22 protein-coding genes and 5 pseudogenes are annotated in these 22,751 nt (G+C 67.8%); 12 read left to right on the plus strand and 15 right to left on the minus strand.

Annotated features, from left to right (window positions below; all coding sequences use genetic code 11):
- Positions 1–13 precede the first annotated feature (13 nt).
- A complete protein-coding gene (locus OG798_RS02320) occupies positions 14–1,183 on the minus strand; it encodes an IS110 family transposase (RefSeq protein ID WP_328759967.1) in 1,170 nt (389 codons plus the stop codon).
- 832 nt (positions 1,184–2,015) lie between these two features.
- Complete coding sequence (locus tag OG798_RS02325; protein WP_328756062.1) at positions 2,016–3,146, minus strand: FAD-dependent oxidoreductase; 1,131 nt, start codon at positions 3,144–3,146, stop codon at positions 2,016–2,018.
- Positions 3,147–3,263: 117 nt separating this feature from the next.
- Here OG798_RS02325 and OG798_RS02330 point away from each other — a divergent pair, with 117 nt between their 5' ends.
- Both OG798_RS02330 and OG798_RS02335 read left to right on the plus strand, forming a co-directional pair.
- Positions 3,264–3,845 (plus strand): TetR/AcrR family transcriptional regulator, encoded by a 582-nt coding sequence (locus OG798_RS02330; protein WP_121417981.1) that lies wholly within the window; start codon positions 3,264–3,266, stop codon positions 3,843–3,845.
- 204 nt (positions 3,846–4,049) lie between these two features.
- Positions 4,050–4,529 (plus strand): hypothetical protein, encoded by a 480-nt coding sequence (locus tag OG798_RS02335; protein WP_120984979.1) that lies wholly within the window; start codon positions 4,050–4,052, stop codon positions 4,527–4,529.
- On the opposite strand, the pseudogene OG798_RS02340 reads toward OG798_RS02335, so the two are convergent.
- Positions 4,485–4,952, minus strand: a pseudogene (locus OG798_RS02340) (transposase); the annotation flags it as partial. The gene OG798_RS02335 and the pseudogene OG798_RS02340 sit on opposite strands and share 45 nt — an antisense overlap.
- 215 nt (positions 4,953–5,167) lie before the next feature.
- Here OG798_RS02340 and OG798_RS02345 point away from each other — a divergent pair.
- Positions 5,168–5,566, plus strand: a complete 399-nt coding sequence (locus OG798_RS02345; protein WP_328756064.1) for a DUF6234 family protein — start codon at positions 5,168–5,170, stop codon at positions 5,564–5,566.
- Between the two features lie 104 nt (positions 5,567–5,670).
- On the opposite strand, the gene OG798_RS02350 is transcribed toward OG798_RS02345, so the two are convergent.
- On the minus strand, positions 5,671–5,859 hold the full coding sequence (locus tag OG798_RS02350; protein WP_143670838.1) for a hypothetical protein: 189 nt from the start codon (positions 5,857–5,859) through the stop codon (positions 5,671–5,673).
- Between OG798_RS02350 and OG798_RS02355 the strand changes: the two genes are divergently transcribed.
- On the plus strand, positions 5,845–6,372 hold the full coding sequence (locus OG798_RS02355; protein ID WP_328756066.1) for a transposase family protein: 528 nt from the start codon (positions 5,845–5,847) through the stop codon (positions 6,370–6,372). The two genes, OG798_RS02350 and OG798_RS02355, sit on opposite strands and share 15 nt — an antisense overlap.
- Before the next feature lie 825 nt (positions 6,373–7,197).
- Here the strand turns inward: OG798_RS02355 and OG798_RS02360 are convergent.
- The 3 genes and pseudogenes from OG798_RS02360 to OG798_RS02370 all read right to left on the minus strand — a co-directional run bounded on the left by OG798_RS02360 (position 7,198) and on the right by OG798_RS02370 (position 10,676).
- Positions 7,198–8,382: pseudogene (locus OG798_RS02360) on the minus strand (IS701 family transposase).
- 231 nt (positions 8,383–8,613) lie between these two features.
- A complete protein-coding gene (locus OG798_RS02365) occupies positions 8,614–9,855 on the minus strand; it encodes an IS701 family transposase (protein ID WP_443053695.1) in 1,242 nt (413 codons plus the stop codon).
- A 224-nt stretch (positions 9,856–10,079) separates the two neighbouring features.
- Positions 10,080–10,676, minus strand: a complete 597-nt coding sequence (locus OG798_RS02370) for a CGNR zinc finger domain-containing protein (protein ID WP_328756067.1) — start codon at positions 10,674–10,676, stop codon at positions 10,080–10,082.
- Between the two features lie 38 nt (positions 10,677–10,714).
- Between OG798_RS02370 and OG798_RS02375 the strand changes: the two genes are divergently transcribed.
- Together OG798_RS02375 and OG798_RS02380 are read left to right on the plus strand one after the other, a co-directional pair.
- Positions 10,715–11,917, plus strand: coding sequence for an MFS transporter (locus OG798_RS02375; RefSeq protein ID WP_328756069.1), 1,203 nt, complete (start codon positions 10,715–10,717; stop codon positions 11,915–11,917).
- 388 nt (positions 11,918–12,305) lie between these two features.
- Positions 12,306–13,139, plus strand: a complete 834-nt coding sequence (locus OG798_RS02380) for a hypothetical protein (RefSeq protein ID WP_328756071.1) — start codon at positions 12,306–12,308, stop codon at positions 13,137–13,139.
- Between the two features lie 213 nt (positions 13,140–13,352).
- On the opposite strand, the gene OG798_RS02385 is transcribed toward OG798_RS02380, so the two are convergent.
- A complete protein-coding gene (locus tag OG798_RS02385; protein ID WP_267060264.1) occupies positions 13,353–14,012 on the minus strand; it encodes an MSMEG_1061 family FMN-dependent PPOX-type flavoprotein in 660 nt (219 codons plus the stop codon).
- 252 nt (positions 14,013–14,264) lie between these two features.
- Between OG798_RS02385 and OG798_RS02390 the strand changes: the two genes are divergently transcribed.
- Positions 14,265–14,543 carry a hypothetical protein gene (locus OG798_RS02390; protein ID WP_267060265.1) on the plus strand — a complete coding sequence of 93 codons (279 nt, stop codon included), beginning with the start codon at positions 14,265–14,267 and terminating at the stop codon, positions 14,541–14,543.
- 638 nt (positions 14,544–15,181) lie between these two features.
- Positions 15,182–15,600, plus strand: a pseudogene (locus OG798_RS02395) (transposase); the annotation flags it as partial.
- A 3-nt stretch (positions 15,601–15,603) separates the two neighbouring features.
- On the opposite strand, the gene OG798_RS02400 reads toward OG798_RS02395, so the two are convergent.
- Together OG798_RS02400 and OG798_RS02405 are read right to left on the minus strand one after the other, a co-directional pair.
- Positions 15,604–16,155 (minus strand): YciI family protein, encoded by a 552-nt coding sequence (locus OG798_RS02400; RefSeq protein WP_328756073.1) that lies wholly within the window; start codon positions 16,153–16,155, stop codon positions 15,604–15,606.
- Between the two features lie 251 nt (positions 16,156–16,406).
- Positions 16,407–17,137 (minus strand): annotated as a pseudogene (locus OG798_RS02405) (IS5 family transposase); the annotation flags it as partial.
- Between the two features lie 333 nt (positions 17,138–17,470).
- On the opposite strand from OG798_RS02405, the pseudogene OG798_RS02410 reads away from it, so the two are divergent.
- Positions 17,471–18,623: pseudogene (locus tag OG798_RS02410) on the plus strand (IS3 family transposase); the annotation flags it as partial.
- 88 nt (positions 18,624–18,711) lie between these two features.
- The gene (locus OG798_RS02415) at positions 18,712–18,834 is read left to right on the plus strand and encodes a DUF4158 domain-containing protein (protein WP_147474265.1); all 123 of its coding nucleotides are present in this window, start codon (positions 18,712–18,714) and stop codon (positions 18,832–18,834) included.
- Positions 18,835–18,916: 82 nt separating this feature from the next.
- Here OG798_RS02415 and OG798_RS02420 read toward each other — a convergent pair whose 3' ends face one another.
- On the minus strand, positions 18,917–19,063 hold the full coding sequence (locus OG798_RS02420) for a hypothetical protein (protein ID WP_183127641.1): 147 nt from the start codon (positions 19,061–19,063) through the stop codon (positions 18,917–18,919).
- A 409-nt stretch (positions 19,064–19,472) separates the two neighbouring features.
- Between OG798_RS02420 and OG798_RS02425 the strand changes: the two genes are divergently transcribed.
- Positions 19,473–20,204 carry a dienelactone hydrolase family protein gene (locus OG798_RS02425; protein ID WP_121417974.1) on the plus strand — a complete coding sequence of 244 codons (732 nt, stop codon included), beginning with the start codon at positions 19,473–19,475 and terminating at the stop codon, positions 20,202–20,204.
- Between the two features lie 19 nt (positions 20,205–20,223).
- Here the strand turns inward: OG798_RS02425 and OG798_RS02430 are convergent, their stop codons facing one another.
- The gene (locus tag OG798_RS02430; protein WP_328756076.1) at positions 20,224–20,529 is read right to left on the minus strand and encodes a hypothetical protein; all 306 of its coding nucleotides are present in this window, start codon (positions 20,527–20,529) and stop codon (positions 20,224–20,226) included.
- Between the two features lie 163 nt (positions 20,530–20,692).
- Positions 20,693–20,890, minus strand: a complete 198-nt coding sequence (locus OG798_RS02435; protein ID WP_183127639.1) for a hypothetical protein — start codon at positions 20,888–20,890, stop codon at positions 20,693–20,695.
- Between the two features lie 146 nt (positions 20,891–21,036).
- Here OG798_RS02435 and OG798_RS02440 point away from each other — a divergent pair, with 146 nt between their 5' ends.
- A complete protein-coding gene (locus OG798_RS02440) occupies positions 21,037–21,504 on the plus strand; it encodes an SUKH-3 domain-containing protein (RefSeq protein WP_328756078.1) in 468 nt (155 codons plus the stop codon).
- Between the two features lie 5 nt (positions 21,505–21,509).
- On the opposite strand, the gene OG798_RS02445 is transcribed toward OG798_RS02440, so the two are convergent.
- Positions 21,510–21,890, minus strand: a complete 381-nt coding sequence (locus OG798_RS02445) for a transposase (protein ID WP_183127637.1) — start codon at positions 21,888–21,890, stop codon at positions 21,510–21,512.
- A 491-nt stretch (positions 21,891–22,381) separates the two neighbouring features.
- Entirely contained in the window at positions 22,382–22,741 is a 360-nt protein-coding gene (locus tag OG798_RS02450) for a transposase (RefSeq protein ID WP_183127635.1), read from the minus strand.
- Positions 22,742–22,751: the final 10 nt, after the last annotated feature.

Consider the following 22,751-nt stretch of genomic DNA (forward strand, 5'->3'; position numbering starts at 1 on the left):
GCCTTGGGCTGAGTCAAGCCGTCTGCGTGATGGGCGGGGTGGGGGTGAAGGCCCGGTCGTCGCGTAGAAGAGCCCACAGCACACTGGTGCGGCGTCGTGCGAGGGCGATGATGGCCTGGACGTGTTTGCAGCCCTCACCACGTTTCTTGAGGTAGTACTCCCGGTTGGGGCCGTCGCGGATGATGCTGGTCTGCGCGGAGAGGTAGAAGACTCTGCGTAGGCGGCGGCTGTAGCGCTTAGGGCGGTGCAGGTTGCCGGTGCGGCGGCCGGAATGGCGGGGGACGGGGACCAGTCCGGCGGCTGAGGCAAGGTGGCCGGCGTCAACGTAGGCGGTCATGTCGCCCGCGGCGACGACGAACTCGGCTCCGAGGACGGGGCCCATGCCGGGCAGCGACTCGATGATCTCGGCCTGGGGGTGGGTGCGGAAGGCGTCGCGGATCTGCCGGTCGATGCGCTTGAGTCGGTCGTCCAGGGCCAGGATCTGAGTGGCCAGGTCAGCGACGATCTGTGCGGCGGCGTCCTCGCCGGGCAGCGCGGTCTGCTGGGCCTGGGCGGCTTCCACGGCCGTCGCGGCCACGCTGTCCGCGTCGCGGACGCCTCGATTGACCAGCCAAGAGGCCAGACGAGCCTGGCCGCGTCGGCGCAGGGCGGCCGGGGTCTGGTAGCCGGTCAGCAGCACCAGTGCGCCCTTGCGGGCCGAGTAGTCGAAGGCCCGCTCCAGGGCGGGGAACATGCCCGTGAGCACATCGCGGAGCCGGTTGACCGTTCGCACCCGGTCGGTGACCAGGTCGGTGCGGTGAGCGGTCAGGAGTGCGAGGTCGGCGGCCAGCTGTGCGGGCACGTCGAGGGTGGCGAAGTCCCGGCGGTGGCGGGCGGTTTCGGCGATGACATAGGCGTCGCGGGCATCCGTCTTGGCCTCGCCCCGGTAGGCGCCGGCCATGCGGTTGACCGTCCGCCCGGGCACATAGACAGGCTGCTGCCCGTGGGCTGTCAGCAGCGCCAGCAGCAGTGCCGAGGACCTGCTGGAGATGTCCACCGCCCAGTGCACCTCATCGGCCAGGTCCAGGATCTCGCCGAGTGCGGTCAGGATCGCCGACTCGTCATTTTCGATCTTCTTCGACCACAGAGTCGCGCCGGTCTCGTCGACCACCGCGGCCCAGTGATGGCCCTTGCCCGCGTCGATACCGACCCATTATCCGGGCCCTCTGTTTGCTCACGCGTCCCTCCCGCAGCCGAGTTCCTTCCGTCGGCCCGTAGGACACCCCGGCGTCAGCTCCGTAAACAGCGACCGATCCGCGCATTTCAATCAGCGACCAGGGCGCCCCGAAGGACCGGACGGCCACTCCAGCCAAGCCACGATCGACAAGCTGCTTTGAAGCCACATCCGGCCCTCCCGGGCCACCGAACAACTTACGGAGCTGCTTTGGGGCGAGTGATCATGGCCCCTTAAGGGTCACGTCCGCGGGAGTGGTGTGTTGACGGCTACTCGGTGATCTCGTTTTGAGGCTATTCGGTGGGTTCGGTGGGCAGGGCGGTCTCGGCGGTTTCTGACTCGATCGGGTGGACGCGGGCCTTGGCCAGCAGGTCGAGTCCCATGTATTCGTGCGTCGTATCTGCCGGTGACGGCGCGCGCCCGCCGTCGACGGCTTTCCCCCCGAGGCCTGTGCTGGGGCAAGCAGAAGGCCGCTGTGGCTCGTCGGCCTGTCCCCGGGCACCGACGTGCTCTGAGGTGTGTGCCAGCCGCCCTGCCCCGTGTCGCCCCGCGGTCCTCGCACCGTGAGGGCAGGCGGCGCGGCTTTCCTCTTCACGTCGGGTGGCATCGGGGAGGTTGCCACCGGCGGCGTCCGGGGCATGCGCCGGGCGGCGTTGTACGGCCGGGATGCAGAGAAGTGCGAGAGTGGCGGAGGCCGCGACGATCGTCATCGCGTGTCGTGACCAATCCAAGGGACGCGAGAACAGGATGTCGGTTGCCAGGGGCCGGAGCGAGTCGCGCAAAGGGACGCTCACGGGTGTCTCTACCGGTAGTTGAGCTCGGCGAGTTCGGTGGCGAGCTTCTTGGGCAGGCCGGTGTGGCCGAGCAGGGGAAGCGCGATGTTGCGGGCACCGCGGGCGACGGCGCTGCGGGTGGTGGCGATGCGGGTCATCCGATCGGTGAAGGCGACCACCCGCTGGGCGATGGGGCGTCGCCGTGCCTCGTAGCCGTCGAGCTGTCCGGTGGCGAACGCTCGGCCCAGGGCATAGCCGTCCTGGATGCCGGTGTTCATGCCCTGACCGCCGGCGGGGCTGTGCACATGTGCGGCGTCGCCTGCCAGCAGCACACGGCCGGCCCGGTAGTGGTCGGCGACCCGGTGGTGCACGCGGAAGCGTGAGGACCAGGCAAGGCCCGTGACCTTGGCCTGGCCGGGGGCGCGTTCGTCCAGCAGCTGCTGGACGAAGGCAAGGTCGGGGGTGTCCGGGGCGTCGTCCACGGTGGCGACGACCCGGTAGTGGCCGCCGGGAAGCGGGGCGACGACAGTGAGACCGGCGGTGCCGAAGGTGAGCGACACCTCGCTGGGGCCCGGAGCCCAGTCCATCACGACGTCGGCGAGCACGAAGGACTCGGCGTAGGCGCTGCCGGTGAACCCGATGCCCGCCGCTTCCCGGACGGTGCTGTGCATGCCGTCGGTGCCGACGGCATACCCGGCGCGCAGTGCCTGCCCGGTGCTCGTGGTGAGCGTGACGCCGTCCTCGTCCTGGACGACCGACGTGACCTCGTGCGGGCGGTGCACCTCGCCGCCGAGCGCCCGCAGCCGGGACAGCAGCACGCTCTCGGTCTCGTACTGGGGAACCATCAACGTGTAGGGGTGGGCTGTGGGCAGCTTGTCGAACGGCACGGTCAGCAGCCGGCGTGAGCCATCACGGACGGCGAACCGGGTGACCTGGATGCCGCGCGCGATCAGCTCCTCGGAGGCTCCCAGCTCGTCCAGGACCTCCAGGGTGCGGGCATGCACAACGGCGGCGCGCGAGGTGTTCGCGCCCTCCGCCAGCCGGTCCAGAACGACGAAGTCGATGCCGGAGGCGGCGAGGGTGACGGCGAGCGCGAGGCCGGCGGGGCCGGCGCCGACGATGGCGACCTCGGTGCGGACGGGGAGTGCGGTGGTGTTCATGGCGGAGTCTTCCGTTCACATCCAGGAGGAAAGCCAACAGGCGTTGGCCTACGTCTGTTGGCAGGATGCCCCGACCCGCACTGGAAAGTCAACCGCCGTTGGCCTACGATTGTTGGCATGACGCCGGATACTGAGACCACCAGCACGGACAAGCGTTCCGACCGGACCAGGGCCGCGATCCTGCGCGCCGCACGTGAGCGATTCGCCGCCCAGGGCTACGAACGCACCACCATCCGCGCCGTAGCCTCGGACGCCGACATCGACCCTTCGATGGTCATGCGCTACTTCGGCAACAAGGCACAGCTCTTCGACACGGCACTGTGCATCGACCTGCGACTGCCGGACCTCACAACCGTTCCGCCGGACGAACTGGCACGGGCGCTGGTGCGGCACTTCCTCGATCGCTGGGAGGGCGACCCGGCCGACGACGCGCTGCTGGTCCTGCTGCGCTCGGCGGTCACCAATGAACATGCGGCAGCCCGGATGCACGAGATCTTCGCGGCCCAGATCGCCCCCGCACTGGCCGCCGCCCTGGGCCCCGAGCTCGCCGCACGCCGGGCCGGCCTGGTCTCCTCCCAACTCCTCGGCCTCGGGCTGACCCGCTACCTGCTGCGCCTTCCTGCGGTGACCGCACTCACACGGGACGAGATCGAAAACGGCCTCGCGCCGGCCATCAAGGCCACTCTTGAGTCGAGCTAGTGACCCCGCTCGGGATGTTGGACGGGATATCTGATCAAGCTGCGGTGCCTGGTCATGGCGGTGGCCCCCGCCAACCCTGAGTAGCTGGCAGTGAGATCCCTGAACTTCTTCAGGTCTGGTGTCGTCTTGTGGGATGAGGACAACCGGAAGCCGCGGGACGCACACTCGGCGCGAGATACCTTGAGATGGAAGGGTTATCCCCGGATGTTCAGTGAGAAATCGTCGCGTCAGCTGGGTCGTGCCTTCGTGGTGCTCGCCGCGGTGCTTGTCATCTGGATCTTCGAGATGGGAGCTGCCCCACGCGGCCATGCCGAGGTACGCAACTGGTCCAGTTCCTGGATCGGACTCGATGTGCTGGAAGTGCTCGGGCTGCTCGCGACGGCCGTCCTGCTGCGCACCCGATCGGCCTATCTGGCTCCGGTCGCTTCCGCGGCTGCCACACTGTTCGCCCTCGATGCCTGGTTCGACGTGATGACCGCCCTTGCCGGGAGTGACTGGTACACCGCAATGGCCTTTGCGGTCATCGCGGAGATCCCGCTGGCCGTGACGCTCGGCGCTATCGCCGTCATCGCGCCACGTCGTGCATTTCCCGGTGGCGCGCGCGTGGTGCGTGCGGGCCGGCGACAACAGCAGGAACACTCAGGCAGCTCTGACCGGGTATTCGGTCCAGGAGCGAATCGGTGAGTCGGGTGCGAAGGCTCTCTTCGGTTCGGCGCGGGCATTGCGCCAGCGGACGTAGGCGGCGATGGCCGCGTTCTGCTCGTCGTGGCTGCGATGGTCGGTGCCGTTGAGGGCGAATTGGCGCAGAGCCGCGAACTCGGCCTCGATCCAGTTCAGCCAGGAGCCGTAGGTCGGCAGGACGACCAGCTCGATGTCGCTGTCGGCCGCCCAAGCGCGGACCTTCGCGTGCTTGGGCGGGGAGAAGTTGTCCAGCACTACATACAGCTTCTCCCCGGGCCAGCGGGTGCGCAGGGCCTTGAGCAGGCCGAGAAAATCCCGCCACCGCTTGCGCGGGCGGATGCGGTAGTACAGCCTGCCGGTGGCCAGATCGAGGGCGGCAAGCATGTGCCGCACGCCGCCGTAGCGGTTGTAGGTGGCCCGTAGCCTGCGAGGACGCCTTACCGACCCCCACGCCCGATTCGCCGCTCCTGCACTGACCGCCTGCCGGGGTCCTGAGTACTTCTACTCAGGACCCCGGTCCGCTTCTGAGGGACGCTAGGCCCATGACCACGCCGCCTCCCCCCCACAGCCCACCGTGGCCGACTCACCACCCCCGCTATACAGGGGTCACCAATCCTCTTCCGCCGCAGCGGCGCAGGTGGTTGCACACGGCCGCAGACATCGCACTCGCCATCGGCCTCCTCGTGATCGACGTCATCGCCCCCCTCATCGCGTTCTTATTCGGACTCGACGCCGCGGGTTACACGATGTTCGACCCCGCAGCCGACAACTCGTCCGTCTCCCTCACCCGCCCCTTCGCCTACGTAGCCGTGGTCGGCGGCATCGTCTTGGTCTCCGCGTTCCTTTTGTTCATGGCCCGCGCGATCATCAGCAGCGGCGTCCAAGTCCTCGCCGGACTAGTCCTGGTGCTCGTGGCCGTCATCGGAGTACACGACGCAGACCGCAAAGCGCACCCACAGCCCGCCCCGACCTCTCCCTCCATCAACCCGGGCGCGCTGTGCCGGTCCGGCAGCGACAACAGCGAATGCGGCGGATCCTAACGGGCTGACCTGCGATTGATGATCTTCGTCACGGGTGGGGACATGGCGGGGGCGGCGCGAGTTCTCCGGATTGTGATGACCAATCAGGCCCGTACGGCCATGTCTCATCCTGCCTTCTGCGGCATCTCGGGCCTCACCTCGGTGAATTGGCCGCCGAACTCGGGCCGCGGTGAGAGGCGCGGTGCGAGTCCGAACGGCACGAACGTCGCGAGGGTGTCCGCCTGCATGAGGCCGGAGACGGCCCGAAGTACGGGCTGGTCTTCGTCGACCGGCTCCTGGTGACGCTGGTCCACCTGCGAACCGGACTCACCTACGAGGCCCTGGGGGTGATCTACGAGGTGGGCTCGTCCACCATCCGTCGAGCGATCTGCGAGGTTGCTTCCGCTGCTCGCCGCGCCCGGGTTCGCCGTCCCGCACCGGCCCCCGGGGTGCGGCTGCGCACGCTCGATGACGTGTTCGCCTACGCCGAAGCTGAGGACATCACACTGAGCATCGACGGGATGGCGACTCAGGTCCGCCGCCCGCAAGCGGGCAGACCGGGCCGACGGGCGTTCGTCTCGGGCAAGCGGAAGCAGAAGACCATCAAGACCACCACCGTCAGCGACGAGCAGGGCCGCACCCTGTGGTCGGGAGCCGAACGGCCGGGCCGAATGCGCGACCAGACCGCGGTGCGCACCGAGGGCATCACCGTGCAGTTCCGCCAGCACCCAGCCGTGAAAGCCGTAGTCGACGACGGCTACCGGGGGGTCTCGCGAACGAGTTCCCCGGCCAGGTCTCGGCCCCGCCCCGCAAGCCGAAGGGCCTAGACGACGACACCGCGCCGCCGACCGAACGGTACGGCTGGCGCGAGCACAAACGCCGCCAGTCCTCCCGACGCATCTGCGTCGAACACGCCAACCCCGAACACCGCCAGTGGCGCCCGCTCCAGCGGTACACCCAACGCCGTGAGATCTACGGCGAAACCCACCGCGCCATCGCCGCCCTGGTCTCCGACCGCTCCGCCAAACGCACCACCCGCCGTCGGCCGAGCACTGAGCTTGTGCACGTCCGCACGACCACCTGCTGAACCACCCACCAGCCAAACCCTCAGGCCAGCACACCCCATAATCAATCGCGAGACAGCCCGTTACTCGTGCGGATGGGCTAAAGGCTCATGGCCATGAGCCTTGGGGGAACTGACGAGTGCGCACAGCCATTGCAGGAAACTGCCGGCGCCCGAATCTGATGCCTCCGGCTCTGCTACCGCTTGCCCTGTTCCTGCCGTCAGCGGACCCACCGTCCCAGGTTGTTTCTCTTCCGCCCAGCCATGAGGCCCGCTCACCGTCCTGCCCTCGGCTGCACCGACCACATCAGCCAAAAGAAGCAGGGCATCACGATCCGCCGTCACGTCCCACTGGCGAACCTGTCATACCGGGATTTATGGGCACTGCTTAGTACTGCAACGGTGCTTGTTCTGATTGCTGGGCAGTTTCAGGGACTGTGTCCGCGTCGTTTGTAGTGGCTGATGCGGGCTTGGTGCTGGCGTCGTCGTCGCCAGTGCGACCAGTGCGACCAGTGCGACCAGTGCGACCAGTGCGACCAGTGCAGAACGTCGTCGACCGGGGTCGGGCGGCGGTCCGTGAGGCGGGTGATCAGGCGTCGGATCTCGGCGAGGCTGAGGTGGATGAGCTGGGAGGATCCGTTTCTGCTTTCTCCGTATCCAGCTCCCGCGCCCGCAGGACGGTCAGGCAGGCGTGAGCGGCCATGGCCAGGGTCATGTGGCGGTGCCAGCCGGGGTAGCGGCGGACCTGGTAGTCGTCCAGGCCGCATTCCTGCTTCGCAGTCTGGAAGCATTCCTCGACAGCACACCGGCTGCCCGCGATGCGGATCAGCTCGTCCAGCGTCGTGTCGGTGGGGCAGTAGGCGATGTAGTAGGAGATCTCTTCGGGCCGGCTGACGCTGCGGCGGGCGAGAACCCAGTGCCGGCGGTCCTCGCGGTGCCAGGGCCTGACTTCGACGCGGGCCCAGTCGAAGATCCGCCGGCCGTGAGCTCCCGCGCCGCACGAACGACGCTTCCACTTCTGCCGCGGCAGGCCGGGGAACAGGTCGTGGACGGGGTGGTCGATGGACCAGCGGGTGACGACCGTGTCGTGCCGGGTGGTGGCCATGACGTGGAAGACGTCCGCCTGCTCCAGCTCGAACCGCCAGCCCTTGCTGAAGCCGTAGGCGGCGTCCGCCGTCACCCATCCGAACGGGACCCGGTCGGCGATGGCCCTGCGGACCATCGCCTTGGCCATGGCCACCTCCGTCTCGAAGCCGACCGTGTCGTCGATGCCCGCCCGTCGGCACCGTTCCCGGTCGTCCGTCCAGGACGTGGGCAGATACAACCGCCGGTCGATGAGCGTGCGTCCGCGATCTGTGGCGTAGGCGAGGAACACCCCGATCTGGCTGTTCTCGGTGCGGCCGGCGGTGCCGGAGTACTGCCTTTGCACGCCGGCCGAACGGATGCCCTTCTTGAGGAAGCCGGTGTCATCGACGATCAGGACGGCCTCGCGGTCCCCGAGATGTTCGACGACGTAGTCGCGCACGTCGTCCAGGACCTCGTCGGCGTCCTACTCGATCCTGTTCAGCAGCCGATGGATGCGATCGGGACCCGCGTGCCCGGCTTCCTCCGCCAGCGTCCATCCGTTCTTGCGCTGCAGCGGCGCAACCAGGCCCCGCATGTAAGCCAGCGCCGACTGACGCGGCTCCTCCCGGTTGAACCTGTGCACGAACCGCTCATGCAGAGCGTCCAGTTCACCCGCCCACAACCTGACACCAGCAAGGTCCCCACCCATACCCACACCAACGACCGAGCTGGCCAGCAGTCACGGCAAGCACCGTTGCAGTACTAATACTCCAGCAGCACTTTGACGTTTTCCCTGTTCAGGGGCGGTCTGGGTGAGTGTAGAGGGCTGATGACCGGCCTGTGTTCTCTTTCCCGGGCCGCCCCTCGATCGTGTGCAGCCGCCGCTGATAGTGACAGCGGCGGGCGACGGCTTGGCGTCGTCTGCGCCAGTGTGACCACCTCAACGCGCGTGCGCTGATGAAGGGCTGGTGAACGGCGGTGGATGAGTGGCCAGTTGCCAGGAGCCGCCGAATTTCTGCCACGGTGAGGGGCGCGAGGCAGGAACCGTTTCTGCTGCCCCTTTTGCCGCGGCGTCGACGGCCATGACGGCCAGAAAGGCATGCGCCAGCATGGCCAGGGTGATGTGCCGCATCCAGCCGGTGTAGCGGCGGACTTCGTACTGGTCGAGGCCGCATTCGTTCTTCGCGGCCTGGAAGGCTTCCTCGATGGCCCAGCGCATCCCAGCGACGCGGACCAGGTGCTCGATGGTGGTGCCGAGCGGTGCGTAGGCGAGGTAGTAGGCGATCTCTTCGGGCTTGCTGATGCTGCGGCGGGCCAGTGCCCACCGCTGGTGGGTGGGCATCTCGTCGTCGAAGTCCTCGATGGGCGTGATCTGCAGGGCGGCCCAGTGGTAGACGCGCGGGCCCTTGGCACCGTCACCGCACGAATGCCTCTCCCACGCTTCGTCGGGTGCTTGGGAGAAGAGGTGGTCGATGCGTCCGAAGTGAGGCACCTGCTGGGACTTGGGAACCGCGAGTACATACCCCAGGCTGGTCTCCTCCAGCATGTGGCGCAGCCGCCATTCCTGGCCGTAGGCGGCGTCCGCGGTCACCCATGCGATCGGCAGCGGTGAGGCGATCGCCCGCAGCACCATGGCCTTGGCCAGGTCGGGTTTGGTGGCGAAAGTCCGCTCGTTGGGGATGTGGGCGGCGCGGCAGCGGTCGCGGTCGTCGGTCCAGGTCTTGGGCAGGTACAACTCCCGGTCCACCAGGGCGCGTCCACGGGTGGTGGCGTAGGCGGCGAACACGCCGATCTGGCAGTTCTCGGTGCGGCCGGCGGTGCCGGAGTACTGGCGCTGCACGCCGGCCGAGGTGGTGCCCTTCTTGAGGAAGCCGGTGTCGTCGAGGATGAGGATCCCGTCGGGCTCGCCGAGCCGTTCGGCTACGTAGTGCTGGAGGTCGTCGCGGAGCTCATCGGCGTCCCAGCGGGCGCCGTTGAGAAGCCGCTGGAGGCGGTCGGGTGTGCGGTGTCCGGCGTATTCGGCCAGCTGCCAGCCGTTTTTGCGGCCGACCGGGCCCAGTAGTCCACGGATGTAGTCACGCATCCGGCGACGCGGCTCGACACGCCTGAAGCGGTGGCCGGTACGCAGGAACAGTTCCTCGAGTTCGTCGTTCCAGATCTCAACTGCACGCTCGTCGATCACGCAGGGAGGCTGCCCGGACCGCTGTCACTATCAGCGGCGGCTGCACACGATCGAGGGGCGGCCCGGGAAAGAGAACACAGGCCGGTCATCAGCCCTCTACACTCACCCAGACCGCCCCTGAACAGGGAAAACGTCAAAGTGCTGCTGGAGTACTAAGACGGGGACCAGATCCTCGGAGACGGCTCATCGAAGGTTGAGCGATGTTGCGTTGGATCCTGGACGCCCTACTTGATTTCACTCGACTGCTCGGCGGAGTGGGAGCGTCGATGGGCTGCGACTCGTTCGCGGGTGGCGCATCGGCGGGAGCAGTAGCGGCGTTCGGGACCGCTGCCCTGGGTGATGAAGGCGTTCTGGCAGCTGGATGATGCGCAGATCCTGCCGGGCGGGCATTGACGGTCCCAGACGAGAACGGTCAGGGCCATGCAGGACGAGGCGAGGAGCCACTCGTCCCAGGGGGCGTTGTCATCGTGGTCGAGGTGGGGATGCCAGGGGGTGCTGCCGCCATGCGAGGTCAGACGGAGCGGTCCGGTGTGTTCCTGCAGGAGGTGGTTGAGGGTGGCTGCGGCGTCATCGGTGTGCTCGGCGGCGAAGACTTGCCGCAGCAGGGTGGCGGCTGCGCGCATCCCGGCAACGTCGCGGGTGGTGAGGTCGATGGGGTCTGTCTCACCGTATGTGCGGAGCACGTCGGCCACTTCGGTCGGGTCGGGAGAGTCGTCAGTGAGAGCGTTGATCAGGGCGGCGGTCCGCCGAGCGGTGGTCAGCACGGAGTGTCGGGTGGACCAGTCGTCGCTGTTGGGGGACACGTGTGGAATGTAACGCATCTTGCTGAGTTTTGAGTTACCTCCGTAACGTCTTGCTGATGGAAAAGCGTTACTCACTCCGCCTCTATCTGGCCGGGGCAGTGGCAGCTCGTGCCGGGGACGAGATGTCGGGACCGGCGCTGATGCTGACAGGATTCGCCCTGGCCGGATCTCCTACCGACGCATCGTCGCTGCTCGCAGGCATCACGATCTCTGCCGCGGTAGGGGGGCCGGTGCTCGGGGCACTCCTCGACAGAACAGGACGGCCGGGACGCCTGCTGGCTGTGGCCCTCGTCCTGTATGCGGCGGGGCTGGGGATGATTCTCTTAGGACTGGGCCGTATGCCGTTCGCTGTCATCATCCTAATCGCAGTGGTGACAGGGCTGTTGGGGCCGGCCCTGTCGGGTGGATGGACGGCCCAACTGCCCCGTATGGTGCTGCGCGACCACCTGCCCCGGGCGAACACCCTCGATGCCATGACGTTCAGCGTGGCGAGTCTGGCCGGCCCGGCTCTCGCCGGCGGCGTGGCAGAGGCGCTGGGAGCCCCGACGACCGTGGTGGTCTCCGTGGGGCTCATCGCCTTGGCACTGCCCGCCGCGTGGATGCTGCCCGCCCGTCCCGGTCGGGCGAGGGGCGTTCGGACAACCTCACTGATCAGCGAACTTGCTGCCGGAATGCGCGTCATCGTCGGAAGGCAGGCTTTGGCCCGAGCGACCCTCACCTCGGTCGTCTCCTGCATCGCCCAGGGCATGCTGACGGCGTGCATCCCACTCCTGAGCGAGCGCGTCCTGGGCGGAGCCGGCCGCGGCGCGGTGCTGCTCTCCTGCGCGGCGATCTCCGCCCTGGTGGCCAACGCTGTACTCGCCCGGTTTCCGCCTTCAGCCGCCCCCGACACGATCATCTGGGCCAGTGCTCTCGTCCAGGCTGCCGCGCTGGCCCTGGCCACGTGGCGTCAGCCCGTCGTGCTCATCGTGGCCGTACTCATCGCGGGGATCGGTGAAGGACCCCAACTGGCCGCCTTGTTCGCCATCCGCCATCGGGAGGCCCCAGAACACCTCCGCGCCCAGATCTTCACCACCGGCGCCAGCTTGAAAATCACCGGATTCGCCCTGGGGGCAGCGGTTGCCGGACCGGTCGTAACCCGGTCCCTTCCAGGTGCTTTGGCACTCGCAGCGAGTGCAGCGGTCCTCGCAGCACTGGCCTTCTTCGCAATCCGGTCTACAACCGTCAACTCGTCTGAGGACCGAGCGATGTCGAGTTGACCAGGACCGAACCTTGACCCCAGACAGCCAGCCCTAAACAATCACTCAACCTTCGGTGAGAAAACCTAGCCGTCACCAACCTTCGGCGAAAATGATCAGCCTTCGCTGCGAGGGATCACCAGGTCAGCCGCCCGCTGTCGACTGGGTTCGTTGAGAACGGGCATCAACCGACGCAATTCGCCGACCTGCTGAAGTGTGGCATGGGCAGAGTGAGAGTCCCGCGAGGGAGCGGGGAGTTTCCCGCAGGATCACGGTACGTCGGTCTGGAGAGCTGCTCGTTAGGCGTCGCCTGATCGAGCTTTCTGTCGCTCGGAGTCTTGGCGTGCGTGGATGAGTCGCCGGGGGCCCAGGGCCGACCGCTGCACGCCGCCCGCTACCATCCCTTCGCATGACGACTCGGGGGTGGCGGCTGAGTGCCGTGGTGGTGCTGGCGGCGATCTGCGCCGCCGGTCCAGAACGCCCGGAGGTCATCCGCACGGCGTCGGACCTCGGCCCCCTCCCGGCCGACCGCTACGACTACACGCCACAGGACTACCAGCGATCGCAGCGGGCAACGGCGTTGCTGATCCGGCAGTGCATGGCGGAGCGCGGCCACCCGGACTTCCCGCTCGACCCCCGCTACCCCAGCGACCCCGTCGTCGCCACCGCAGTCAGCACCGACTACGGCGTCCTGGATCTCTCCACCGCCCGCCGCTGGGGCTACGGCTGGGACCCGGCAAAGTCCCTGTCCCTCCGGCCGAAGGGCCGCCGGATGACCAACGCCGAGTATGCGGACTTCCCCGCCTGCAGCGCCGAGGCGAACCGGCGCCTGATGCGCGGCATCGACCCCAAGCGGGACTGGCTCTACGCAAGCACACGGGCGATCGAGGTCGACAAGGCGGTCAAGCGCGACCCGCGCCTCCGCGCGGCTTGGGATGTGTGGTCCCGCTGTGTGGCAGAACAAGGATTCACGCGCTATCCCGACCCCGTCGCGGCGTACACGGACACCGCCTGGAAGCGCGACAGTGACGGCAACACCCGGCATACACAGCGGGAGCGGGCCACCGCCGTCGCTGACGTCATCTGCAAACGCCGCCACCATACGGCCGAACTCTGGCACGCGGCACGGGCGCAGAAGCAGGCCGTGGACATCACACGGCACCGCGACCGCTACGCCGCCGGGCTGCAGGCGCTGCGGACGTACCGGGCCACCATCGCCGAGGTGCTGCGGAAACTCGGCTAGCGGGGCGCCGACGCATCACTGTGAGTCCCGCGAGAACCGACGGACACGTGACGGCCGCCCAGCCGACCGACCTTGCACCCCGCGTATTCCGTCACCCCAAGCACCGCATTCCGTCGATTCCCCACGCCGATCGAGGTAGCCCATCGGGTGGCTCGCGGATCTGCACTCCGCGCTCACCGCTGGCTGGTGGTTCAGCAATCGCAGGTCGGCCCGCTACTCGTACCGGTACTTCAGCGAGTCCGCCTCCGCCTGCTCGATGTCGGCGATCGTCAGCTCAGGCATCCGCAGTTGGGCCAGCGTCACCTCGGCCGAGGCCGGCTGGGCGTCGGCCGACAGCCACTCCTCCGGCTTCCAGGCCGCGCTGCGCAGCAGCGACTTGGGGCAGTGCGGGTAGACCTCCTCGATCCCCAGCACCAGCGCACTGGCCGGCGGCTTGCCCACGGCGGTCAGCTGCGACAGCAGCTCTGGGCGGGTGGAGACGCAGGCCCGGCCGTTCACCCTGAGCGTCGTGGTGCGTCCCGGTATGACGAACAGCAGCCCGGCCCGTCCGGTGGCGACGACGTTCTGCAGGGTGTCCAGACGCTTGTTGCCGGTCGCGTCCGGTATCGCCACCGTCCGTGCGTCCAGGATGGCGACGAACCCGGCGGGGCCGCCGCGCGGGGAGACGTCACAGTTGCCCTCGGCGTCCGCGCTGGCGACCAGGACCAGCGATGAGCAGCCGATCAACCGCCGGGTCTGCTCAGTGAGTTCGGTCATCTGCTTCCGCACGGCCGCGTCGCTGGGGGGTTCGTAGACCCTGCGCAGCGCCTCCTGGTCGGGCACGGCGTCGAGGCGGAGCGAGTCGAAGGCACTGCCAGCAAGGGGTGTCGTCATGCCTCCGACCCTACTGGGCCGACCTGCGATTGATCTTGGTCGTTGAGTGTGGGGACAGAGAGACGACCCCGCGAGTTGTCTGATGCGTGAAGATCAAACAGGCCCGCGCGGCCATGCCCCCTCCTGCCTTCTGCGGGCTGTCGCGCCAACATCTGGGCGAGTTGGTCACGGAACTCGCCCCGCGCTGGGTGGCGCGCTGTGAGTGCGGGCGTCATGGGCGACGTGACACCTGGACATGGAACTCTGTCCCTCATGAGCGAGCCGACCCTCTATGACCATGACCGAGCCGCATACTCCCGCGAAGGACTGGCCCGGCTCGTACTTGCCGGCCATGCCACCGAGGTGGCGGACAGTGCCGCCGGGCTGGTGGGTACCCGAAACGATGTCGACACCGGACTCGCCGGCCGCGTAAGCCAGGCTCGGCAGCTCATCGAACTGGCCGAGCGGACTCTGAACTCGGCCGTCGTCTACGAAGTCGAACGCGGCAGCTCCTGGGCACAGATCGCGGCCTACTTGGGGGGTCAGCGCTGAAGAGGCCCGAGAGCGGTACACCCCCGCTGTCCACGGTTGGAACAGCGCATGGAACAGCGCATTCGAGGGGCCGTATCGGCTGGACGAAACGGGCCGCAAGCGCATGCCGCAGCTGCCGACCGCGGCATACGATTCCAACTGGGCATGCACTCAGCTGGACCGTTGGGCCTTCCTCCGGCATGTAGGGATCGACGACAGACAGGCCGTCAGCGCTGGCCTTGTCATGGTCGACACTGTGGCCGAGCCCGTACCGGCTGAGAACGGGAGCTGAGCGGTGGCCTTATCTGGACTCGCCCCTGAAAGGGCCCTGCGACTCTCGGCCTTGACTGACGAGCTCCGCCCCCTGCTGGCGACGGGCACGGAGATGTCAGCGATCCAGTCGATGCTCAGCACGCGTGGCATCGGTGTGATGGACTCCATCGTCGTCACCCGCGAACTGCTGGGCGCTGGGCCGGGAGACCTTGGTCTGGCAAAGACGCTCGTCCTAGCCACTTCGGCGCGGAATGCCGAACGGGAACAGCACCAGGCGCTTGTCGACGAACTGATCGTGGCGCTCGACGGGGTCGACCAGGCCCAACTCTCGCCCCGAGTCGATTCCGGGCCTGACGCGAGGTCAAGGTCGCCTCAGGCTGTTGGCCTTCGAGCTGACCGACGCCTTGCTGTGCGCCGACGGACCGGTGAGAACGCCGGTGAACCTGACGCTGCTGGCCGAGCACGCCGTGGGCACGGCGTGTTGGACGACGCCCTCAACCGTGGCCGCGTCGACGTCGGGGCGCTGCGGCGGACTCTGGCCTCGCTGCCGCAGCCCAAGGCGGCCGACGGCAGGCTCGTTCTGGCCGTGGACGTGAGCAACCGGCTGCGGCCGGACGCGCCGTGCAGCGCGGACAGGCTGTTCTGCCATACCTATGGCCGCGGCCGGGACCAGCACCCGATGATCCCCGGCCGACCGTACTCGTTCGTCGCCGCTCTCGAATCGGGCCGCACTTCGTGGTGCCGGCTGCTGGATGCGGTGCGTCTCGGGCCCGCCGACGACTTCGCCGAGGTCACCGCCGCCCAGGGTTCATGATGGCCGACCGCCGAACTGCCAGTTGTGGACCTCGATGTCGGCGTACCGGTCAGGGATCAGGACAGCGCGTGCCGTGTCCGGGTCCGGCGCCCGGACCAGTGCCGCCGTACCCAGCCAGGTGGTGCCGTCGTCGGACAGCAGCGGCCCGTATGCGATCAGCTCGTCCCGGTCGGGCGGCATGGCGGCGTCGGCGGCCTCCCCCGAGCCGAGGCCGAGTACCAGGTACCGGTTGCCACCGGTCCGGCCACCGGGGAAGTCCCACATGGTGCGCCCCAGCATATTGCGCCACCGGCGCAGCAGCACGTCCCTGTACACACCGGCCTGATAGCCGGGCTCGTCGAAGGCGAACGCGCGGGCGGCGGCGGGATCTGGCAGGTCGACGATGTGCACGCTGCCGGTGGCCATCTCGCCGTCGTCGGCGAGGGTCGGGCCTCGGGCGATCATCTCCTTCGCGTACAGGTCCATGTAGGACCAATGCTCTTCGAGCAACTCGCTGCGCAAGGTCTCGGAGCCGGACCGATCGCGGTGATAGCAGAAGAATTCCATGCCCGCAGTTCCTACCACCATGCACGGAGGTGGCGCGACAGACTTATGGCGCACCGGCCAGAAGCGACAAGCCTCCAACCTGCAAAACGTCTCAGAGGGCGGCCCCCCGTTCCCGGCCCTCCAGAGGGTGTGGCCCTACGGTGAGGGACGCTTCCTTACTGGCCCTAACAAAGCCGCTGTACGTGTCGGTGGGTGATCAGGCAGACGGCGAGACCGAGGAAAGCTTCGTGGATGTCGTCACGCCGTTCCCAGCGGATGCGCAGGCGGCGGAAGCCGTGCAGCCAGGAGATTGTGCGCTCGACGACGTAGCGGAAGATGCCCAGGCCGGAGCCGTGTGGCTGGCCTCGTTTCGCGATCACGGGGCGGATCCCGCGTTGCCAGAGCAGGCGGCGGTACTTGTCATGGTCGTAGCCGCGGTCGGCCAGCAGCGCGTCGGGCCGTCGGCGAGGTCTGCCGACCAGGCCGGCGACCGCCGGGATCTTGTCGAGCAGGGGCAGGAGCTGGGTGACATCGTTGCGATTTCCGCCGGTCAGCGTTACCGCGAGCGGGATGCCCTGCCCGTCGACGATGAGGTGGTGCTTGCTGCCCGGCCGTGCGCGGTCGACCGGGCTGGGACCGCTTTTGGGCCCCGCCGAGCAGCCCGGACGTGGGAGGAGTCGATCACCGCCCGCGACCAGTCCAGCTGGTTCTTCGACCGCAGTTCCTTCAGCAGCACCACGTGTAACTGGTCCCAGACGCCGGCCTCGTTCCAGGCGGCCAGCCGTCGCCAGCAGGTCATTCCCGAGCCGAAGCCCAACTCCTGCGGCAGATACTCCCACTGGATGCCGGTGTGCAGCACGAACAGGATCCCGCACACTGCCTGCCGGTCCGGCACTCGAGGTCTGCCTTCCACCAGCTTCGGTCCCGGCGCGGGCAGCAACGGCTCGATGAGCGACCACAGTTCATCCGACACGATCCACGGCCTCGACTGACGTTTCCCCACGACCAGACCAACGAGCAGACAAGCCAACAGTCACATGATCAACAGCTTTTGTTAGAGCCAGTTAGGCAGTCAGGGACCGACGAGCACTACCGGCAGTCCCAGCCTCAGTTGTGATTGAAGCCGGCCCAGCATCCTGAAGGGGCTTGGATCGCGCTCGCGACCCGTTGAGGGGCTTGTGGATTTTGCAGGTCAGGCGAGCAACGTTTGCGGAGGGGAGCCGGAGCCGAGACAGCGGGCGAGTCTGCGTCCGCGTCACGCCTCCTGCAGGCTCGCCGCCAGGTGAACGGCTGCGTCGACCCGCGCGTTCAGCGCCTCAAAATCATCCGGCCTGCCCTGGTACCGCACGCACAACTCCCGGCCGCCCATCGCCACCGACACCACGCCCTGCGGCAGGCCTTCAGGAAGGACGCGATCGCGCTCTACCGCGCCGCGGGCGGCGAGCGCACATACGCGGCGGTGGCGGCGAACCTCGGTATCACAGCTGAGTCGCTGCGGACGTGGGTCCGCAAGGAAAACGAGTCCCAGGCACTGCCCGAGCGCCGCGAGGCCGGCGGGAGTCCGGCTGAGGAACTGGCCCGGTTGCGGGTGGAGAACGCCCGGCTACTGAAGGCGGAGAAGGAGCGGCAGCTGGAGCGCGAGATCCTGCGCCGGGCAGCCGCCTCTTTCGCCCGGGAGGTGAAGTGAGCCCCCGCCGCTGGGACTTCATCTCCGAGAATCGCGCTGCCTTCGGCGTGAAGCAAATCTGCCGAGTCCTGGGTGTTTCCCGTTCCGGCTACTACCAGCACCGGGCCACTGCAGACGCCCGCGCCTATGGCGCCCCGCGCGTCCATGCCGAACTCCGCTCCCTCGGGAGAAAGATCAGCCTCGGGTGCGTGAGCAGGCTGATGAGGATCAACCGCATCGTCGGACGGCACCTGCGACGCAAGAAACGCACGACCATTCAGGACAAGACGGCACCGCCTGTGCCAGACCTGGTGGTGCGTGACTTCACGACGGACATGCTCAACACCACGTGATGCGGCGACATCACGTACGTCGCCGTCGGCTCGACCTGGCCGTATCTCGCCACGGTCATCGACATCTGCCCACGGCGTGTGATCGGCTGGTCGATCGCGGACCACATGCGCACCTCGCTGGTCACCGACGCGATCGAGATGGCCGTGGCCGCCCGCGGCCGCCTCGTCCACGACGTCGTCCTTCACACGGACAGGGGCGCCCAATATGGATCGGCCGCCTTTGCCGAGGTCTGCCATCGGCATGGCATCCGCCGCCGCATGGGACGCGGCAGCTCTAGTTACGACAACGCCCTCGCCGCATCGTTCTTCGAGGGCCTCAAGCGCAAGTTGCGGCACGGATGCGCTGGACCTCGAAGGCGCAGACATGATTGGAGCTGTTCAGGTGGCTGTCGTACTACAACCGGCGCCGCCACCACTCCGCCCTCGGCTCCCTCGCGCCAGCCGAATACGAACAGCAATTGATCACGTCACGAGGTTGGCCAGCACACCGCCCGGCGGTGTTGCCGAGGTTCGCCGAAAGGCCATCGGACGGCAGCGGCCGGTTGCTACGTTCCAGCCGTGCTGGTGGAGTTCCTGACTGATGCGCAGGCCGAGGCGTACGGCAAGTTCGCCGACGAGCCGACCCGCCCCGAGTTGGAGCGGTTCTTCTTCGGCCTTGGGGACCAATGGGGCAGCCATTGACGGTAGCGACCGTGCCACTCCTGGTCGTTCTCGGCTGTCCGTCGGTGTGTAGTGGGGCGAGGGTGCAGGCCGGGTGGCTCGGTTAGCGCATCGCCTTCAGGTGCCGCATGAACCGGACGACCTGGAGTATGCCGCCCTCGATCATCCTGGTGAAGGAGTCGCGCGCGGGCGAGGGCGTGTTGCCGTACAGCGAGATCCCGACCTTGAACTTCTCGGCGAGCGCGGACATGGCGGCGATCTGCGCATCGTGAGCGGTCTGCTCAGCGGAAAGGTGATGCGAGCCATGGTTCAGTCCTTCCTCGTCGCCGTTGCAGCGTACGCACGACGGACGACCGACTCATCCCAGACGGTCCTGCCGGTCGGAGTCAGGATGCCGTCCGTGGTCAGCTGAGTCGGCCTTGAGGACTAGAGGACTAGAGGACTAGAGGAACCGTGCCGTGGCATCCGGCCACGGAGCCTCTGCAGAAACCTGTTGGCGGACCACGGCGACCACTGCTACTTTTCCGGAGGCCGTGCGAGAGAACGAGGAGGTGGTACCCGTGAACGCAGTATCGACATGGGTGCTCCCCTCCGGGGTCACGGTCGGGCGATAGGTCGTCCGGGAGCGCCGTTCAAGCGCACTCCCGAAAGGCACGACCATGCAATTCACTTCTGAACAGCGTCTCGACGACGGCTTCCTCGAACGCGAATTCACCCTCGGCGAGATCCCCGGCATCCTGTGGACGCCCGGATCCGCATCCGCACCGGCGCCGCTGATCTTGCTCGGCCACCCCGGCGGACTGCACAAGATGTACCCCCGGCTGGCGGCCCGGGCCCGGCACTCCGCGGCGGAGGGCTTCGCCGCGGCCACCATCGAGCTCCCCGGAAGTGGTGACCGGCCCCGTTCCGCCGCTGCCGAGCAGGCCCGTGCCGACCTGCGCCGGGCGCTGGAGGCCGGCGAGCCGGTCGACGACGAGATCGTGGATCGGCTCGTCCTCCCGCTGGTCGAAAAGGCGGTCCCGGAATGGCAGACCACCCTGGACGTTCTCCTTTCGCTGCCCGAGATCGGCGGCCCGGTCGGGTACTCGGGGGGAGTGATCGCCATCGGGACCCGGCTGGCGGTAGTCGAACCGCGCATCTCGGCCGCCGTTCTGTTCGCCGGGAGTTTCGTCCCTCGCGCCATCCTCAAGGAGGCCCGCCAGGTCACCATTCCGCTGCACGTCCTGCTGCAGTGGGACGACGAAGGGAACGACCGGCAGCAGGCCCTGGACCTGTTCGACGCCTTCGGCTCCAAGGAGAAGACGCTGCACGCCAATCTGGGCGGGCACACCGGCGTCCCGCAGTTCGCGGGGGACGCCGCGGCCCAGTTCTTCACCCGGCATCTGAGCTAGCAGCCGACCACCCCCGCCGTCAGGCCAGCAGCAGACGGTAGGTGGTGCCGGCCAGGATGCCGCTCATCGAGGACACGTCCCGGTCCTCCTCGATGGCGGTGGCCGGCAGATACACGATCGCCCCGATCGCGACGGTACCGCCCATCGGCGGTACCGGCCGGTCGGGGCGGCGCTCGGCCACCAGCGCCTCCATCAGCTGGGCCCACGCCGTGAGGCACTCGCCCGTAACCTTGCGGATCGCCGGGCAGGCGACCGACTCGACCACCAGCGCCAGGGCCGGGCCGGGGATGGAACACCTCGGCAGGTCGATCGTCGGCTCTGTCATTGAGCGAGCACGCTGTCGGCCGACCACACCCCATCACGATCCGTCCGGCCGCGTCGTATGCCGGCCGTCTGCGAACCACGCGCAACCTGGAGCACCACGCCAAATTCCACACCAAACGCCGGTCACAGGCCGTAGCGACTGCTACGCAGGGCTACTTGAGGTCTCATCGCAGCTTCCCTGGTGGAAGGCCGAGGAGAAGGAGGCGTGCCCCGAAGCCGTCGCCCAGGCGCACGCCGACTTCGCCGACCTCCGGAACGCGGACGACATCCCGCGCCCTCGCCGAGTCCGCGTCCGCCGCCCGGACGGCGCGCTCACGGCCGAAGAAGCAGACCTCCGCCAACGGCTTCAGACCCAGCCCCACCCGAACGCGGAGACCTCCACCCGCGAACCATGATCGTTCTCACCGATAACCGCTGTACCGATGTTCCCCAAGGCCGCGTTCTCTCTCTGGTCGCCTGCTGGGATGATCGCCTCGTACTTCAAGTTGGGGGGAGCTAGGGGCCTGTCATGAGCGAATGGTCGCCACAGGTGCTTGAGGTCCTGGAGGCATCGGGATGGGCGGCGGGTAGGCAGGTCGACACGGTCGGCTGGCGGTCCAGGTTCGAAGCGGTCGGCATCGTCATGCACGATGCTGCGGAGGCGTTTCTCCAGGAGTTCGGGGGGCTGACCGTGAGCATCGGTGGCCCGGGAATCAACCGCGCCCGGGAACCATTCGAACTGAACCCGGAGTTGGTATGGGGAGAGGATGACCGGTTCTCCGAGTGGAGCGACTCCTTGGGGAGGCGTCTCTTCCCGCTCGGCGAGCTCGGTCACGGCCGATTCTTTCTGGGTATCGATGAGGACAGAGAGATCTACCTTGTCGAGACCTGGGTCGCCACCTTCGGACCAATGCCGCACGCCCTCGAGAATCTGATTCTCGGCGTGATGCCCCGCAGGATCGATGACGAACACAGGCAGTCGGATCAGGCCCGCTGACAAGGTCACTTGGCGAGCAGGACGCGCTTGCGGAGGAGCTCGAAACCTGCGCGATCCAACATCTGGCGCTTGAGCATCTTCATCCGGTTGACATGGCCTTCAACCACACCGGAGTTCCATGGTCGGGAAAGGCCGGCGACGACGGACTCACGGTCGCGTTCGACGTAGTGGGCGAACCGGCTGAGACTGGGCAGGTCGGTAGTGGCTCTGGCTGATTCGATCCACGCTGGCAGTTGGTCGCCGTGCAGGTCGGAGACCATGTGGGCAAAGGCCCGCACATGCTTGGCGAGCACGTGCAGCTCGGAGCAGTACGCCAGCACAGCCTTGAGCTGGATCCGGTCGCTCCCGACCAGCGCGTCCGGGTGGGTCCGGAGCCAGGGGGTCACGGCGCGGGGCGATGGCGGCCGGGGCCTGACCGGCTGGGGTTCGCGGCGCAGAGTCCTGCTCACGTACGTGCGGACGTTGCCATAGCCGTCCGGGGAGCCCTGCTCTCTGATCTCCTCCCACAGCTTCCAGGCGTTGGTACAGCCCTCCGCCAGCGCTGGTCGAGGTTAGGCTTGTAGGCGTCGAGCCTGGTCGCGCGGCTTTGCCACTGGCCGGTGAGCAGCTCTTCCGGTGTGGTGGCTCGGGAGAAGCGCAGGATCGTGTTGAGCGTCATGCCGAGCTACCGGGCGACGGACCGCCTGCTGTGGCCAGCCTTCAAAAATGCGTGGATGGTGACGTGTTTGGCGCGGGTGCGTTCGGCAAACCGGTGGCCCGTGGGCGGTGACACGGCTGGCTCTGCCTCCTCCGGCGGTTCGTCGGGCGGTGTTGGTGCGGGACGCAGGCAACCGCGGTATCGGTAGACGTACTTCTCGGCGGCTTCTCCCAGGTTGTGTCAGAGGTGCCACCGGTCCGCGATCTCAATGGCCTGTGGGGCCCCACGGGTCGCGCCCTCGGCGAAGGAGGGGGCACGGTCGCGGCAGGCGTTCTCGATGCCGGGCCGCTCGGCGAGCCAGGCCTCAAGCGTGTCCGCTCCCCGGTCCAGCAGAAGGTCGATCGGGCGACGTGTCTCGACGTCTACGAGCACGGTTCCGTAGATGCGGCCCTTGCGACGGGCTCCGTAGATGCGACCCTTGCGCTGGGCGAATTCGTCCACGCCGAACACGCGCGGCTCCGTGACCGGAGGATCGGACAGCGCGGCGATCAGCCGCAGCAAAGCGTTCCGGCTGACCGGCGACCCCAAGACGTCCGTCACCCGAGCGCCG

The organism is Streptomyces sp. NBC_00271, assembly GCF_036178845.1.
In the GTDB taxonomy this organism is placed as follows: Bacteria; Actinomycetota; Actinomycetes; order Streptomycetales; family Streptomycetaceae; genus Streptomyces.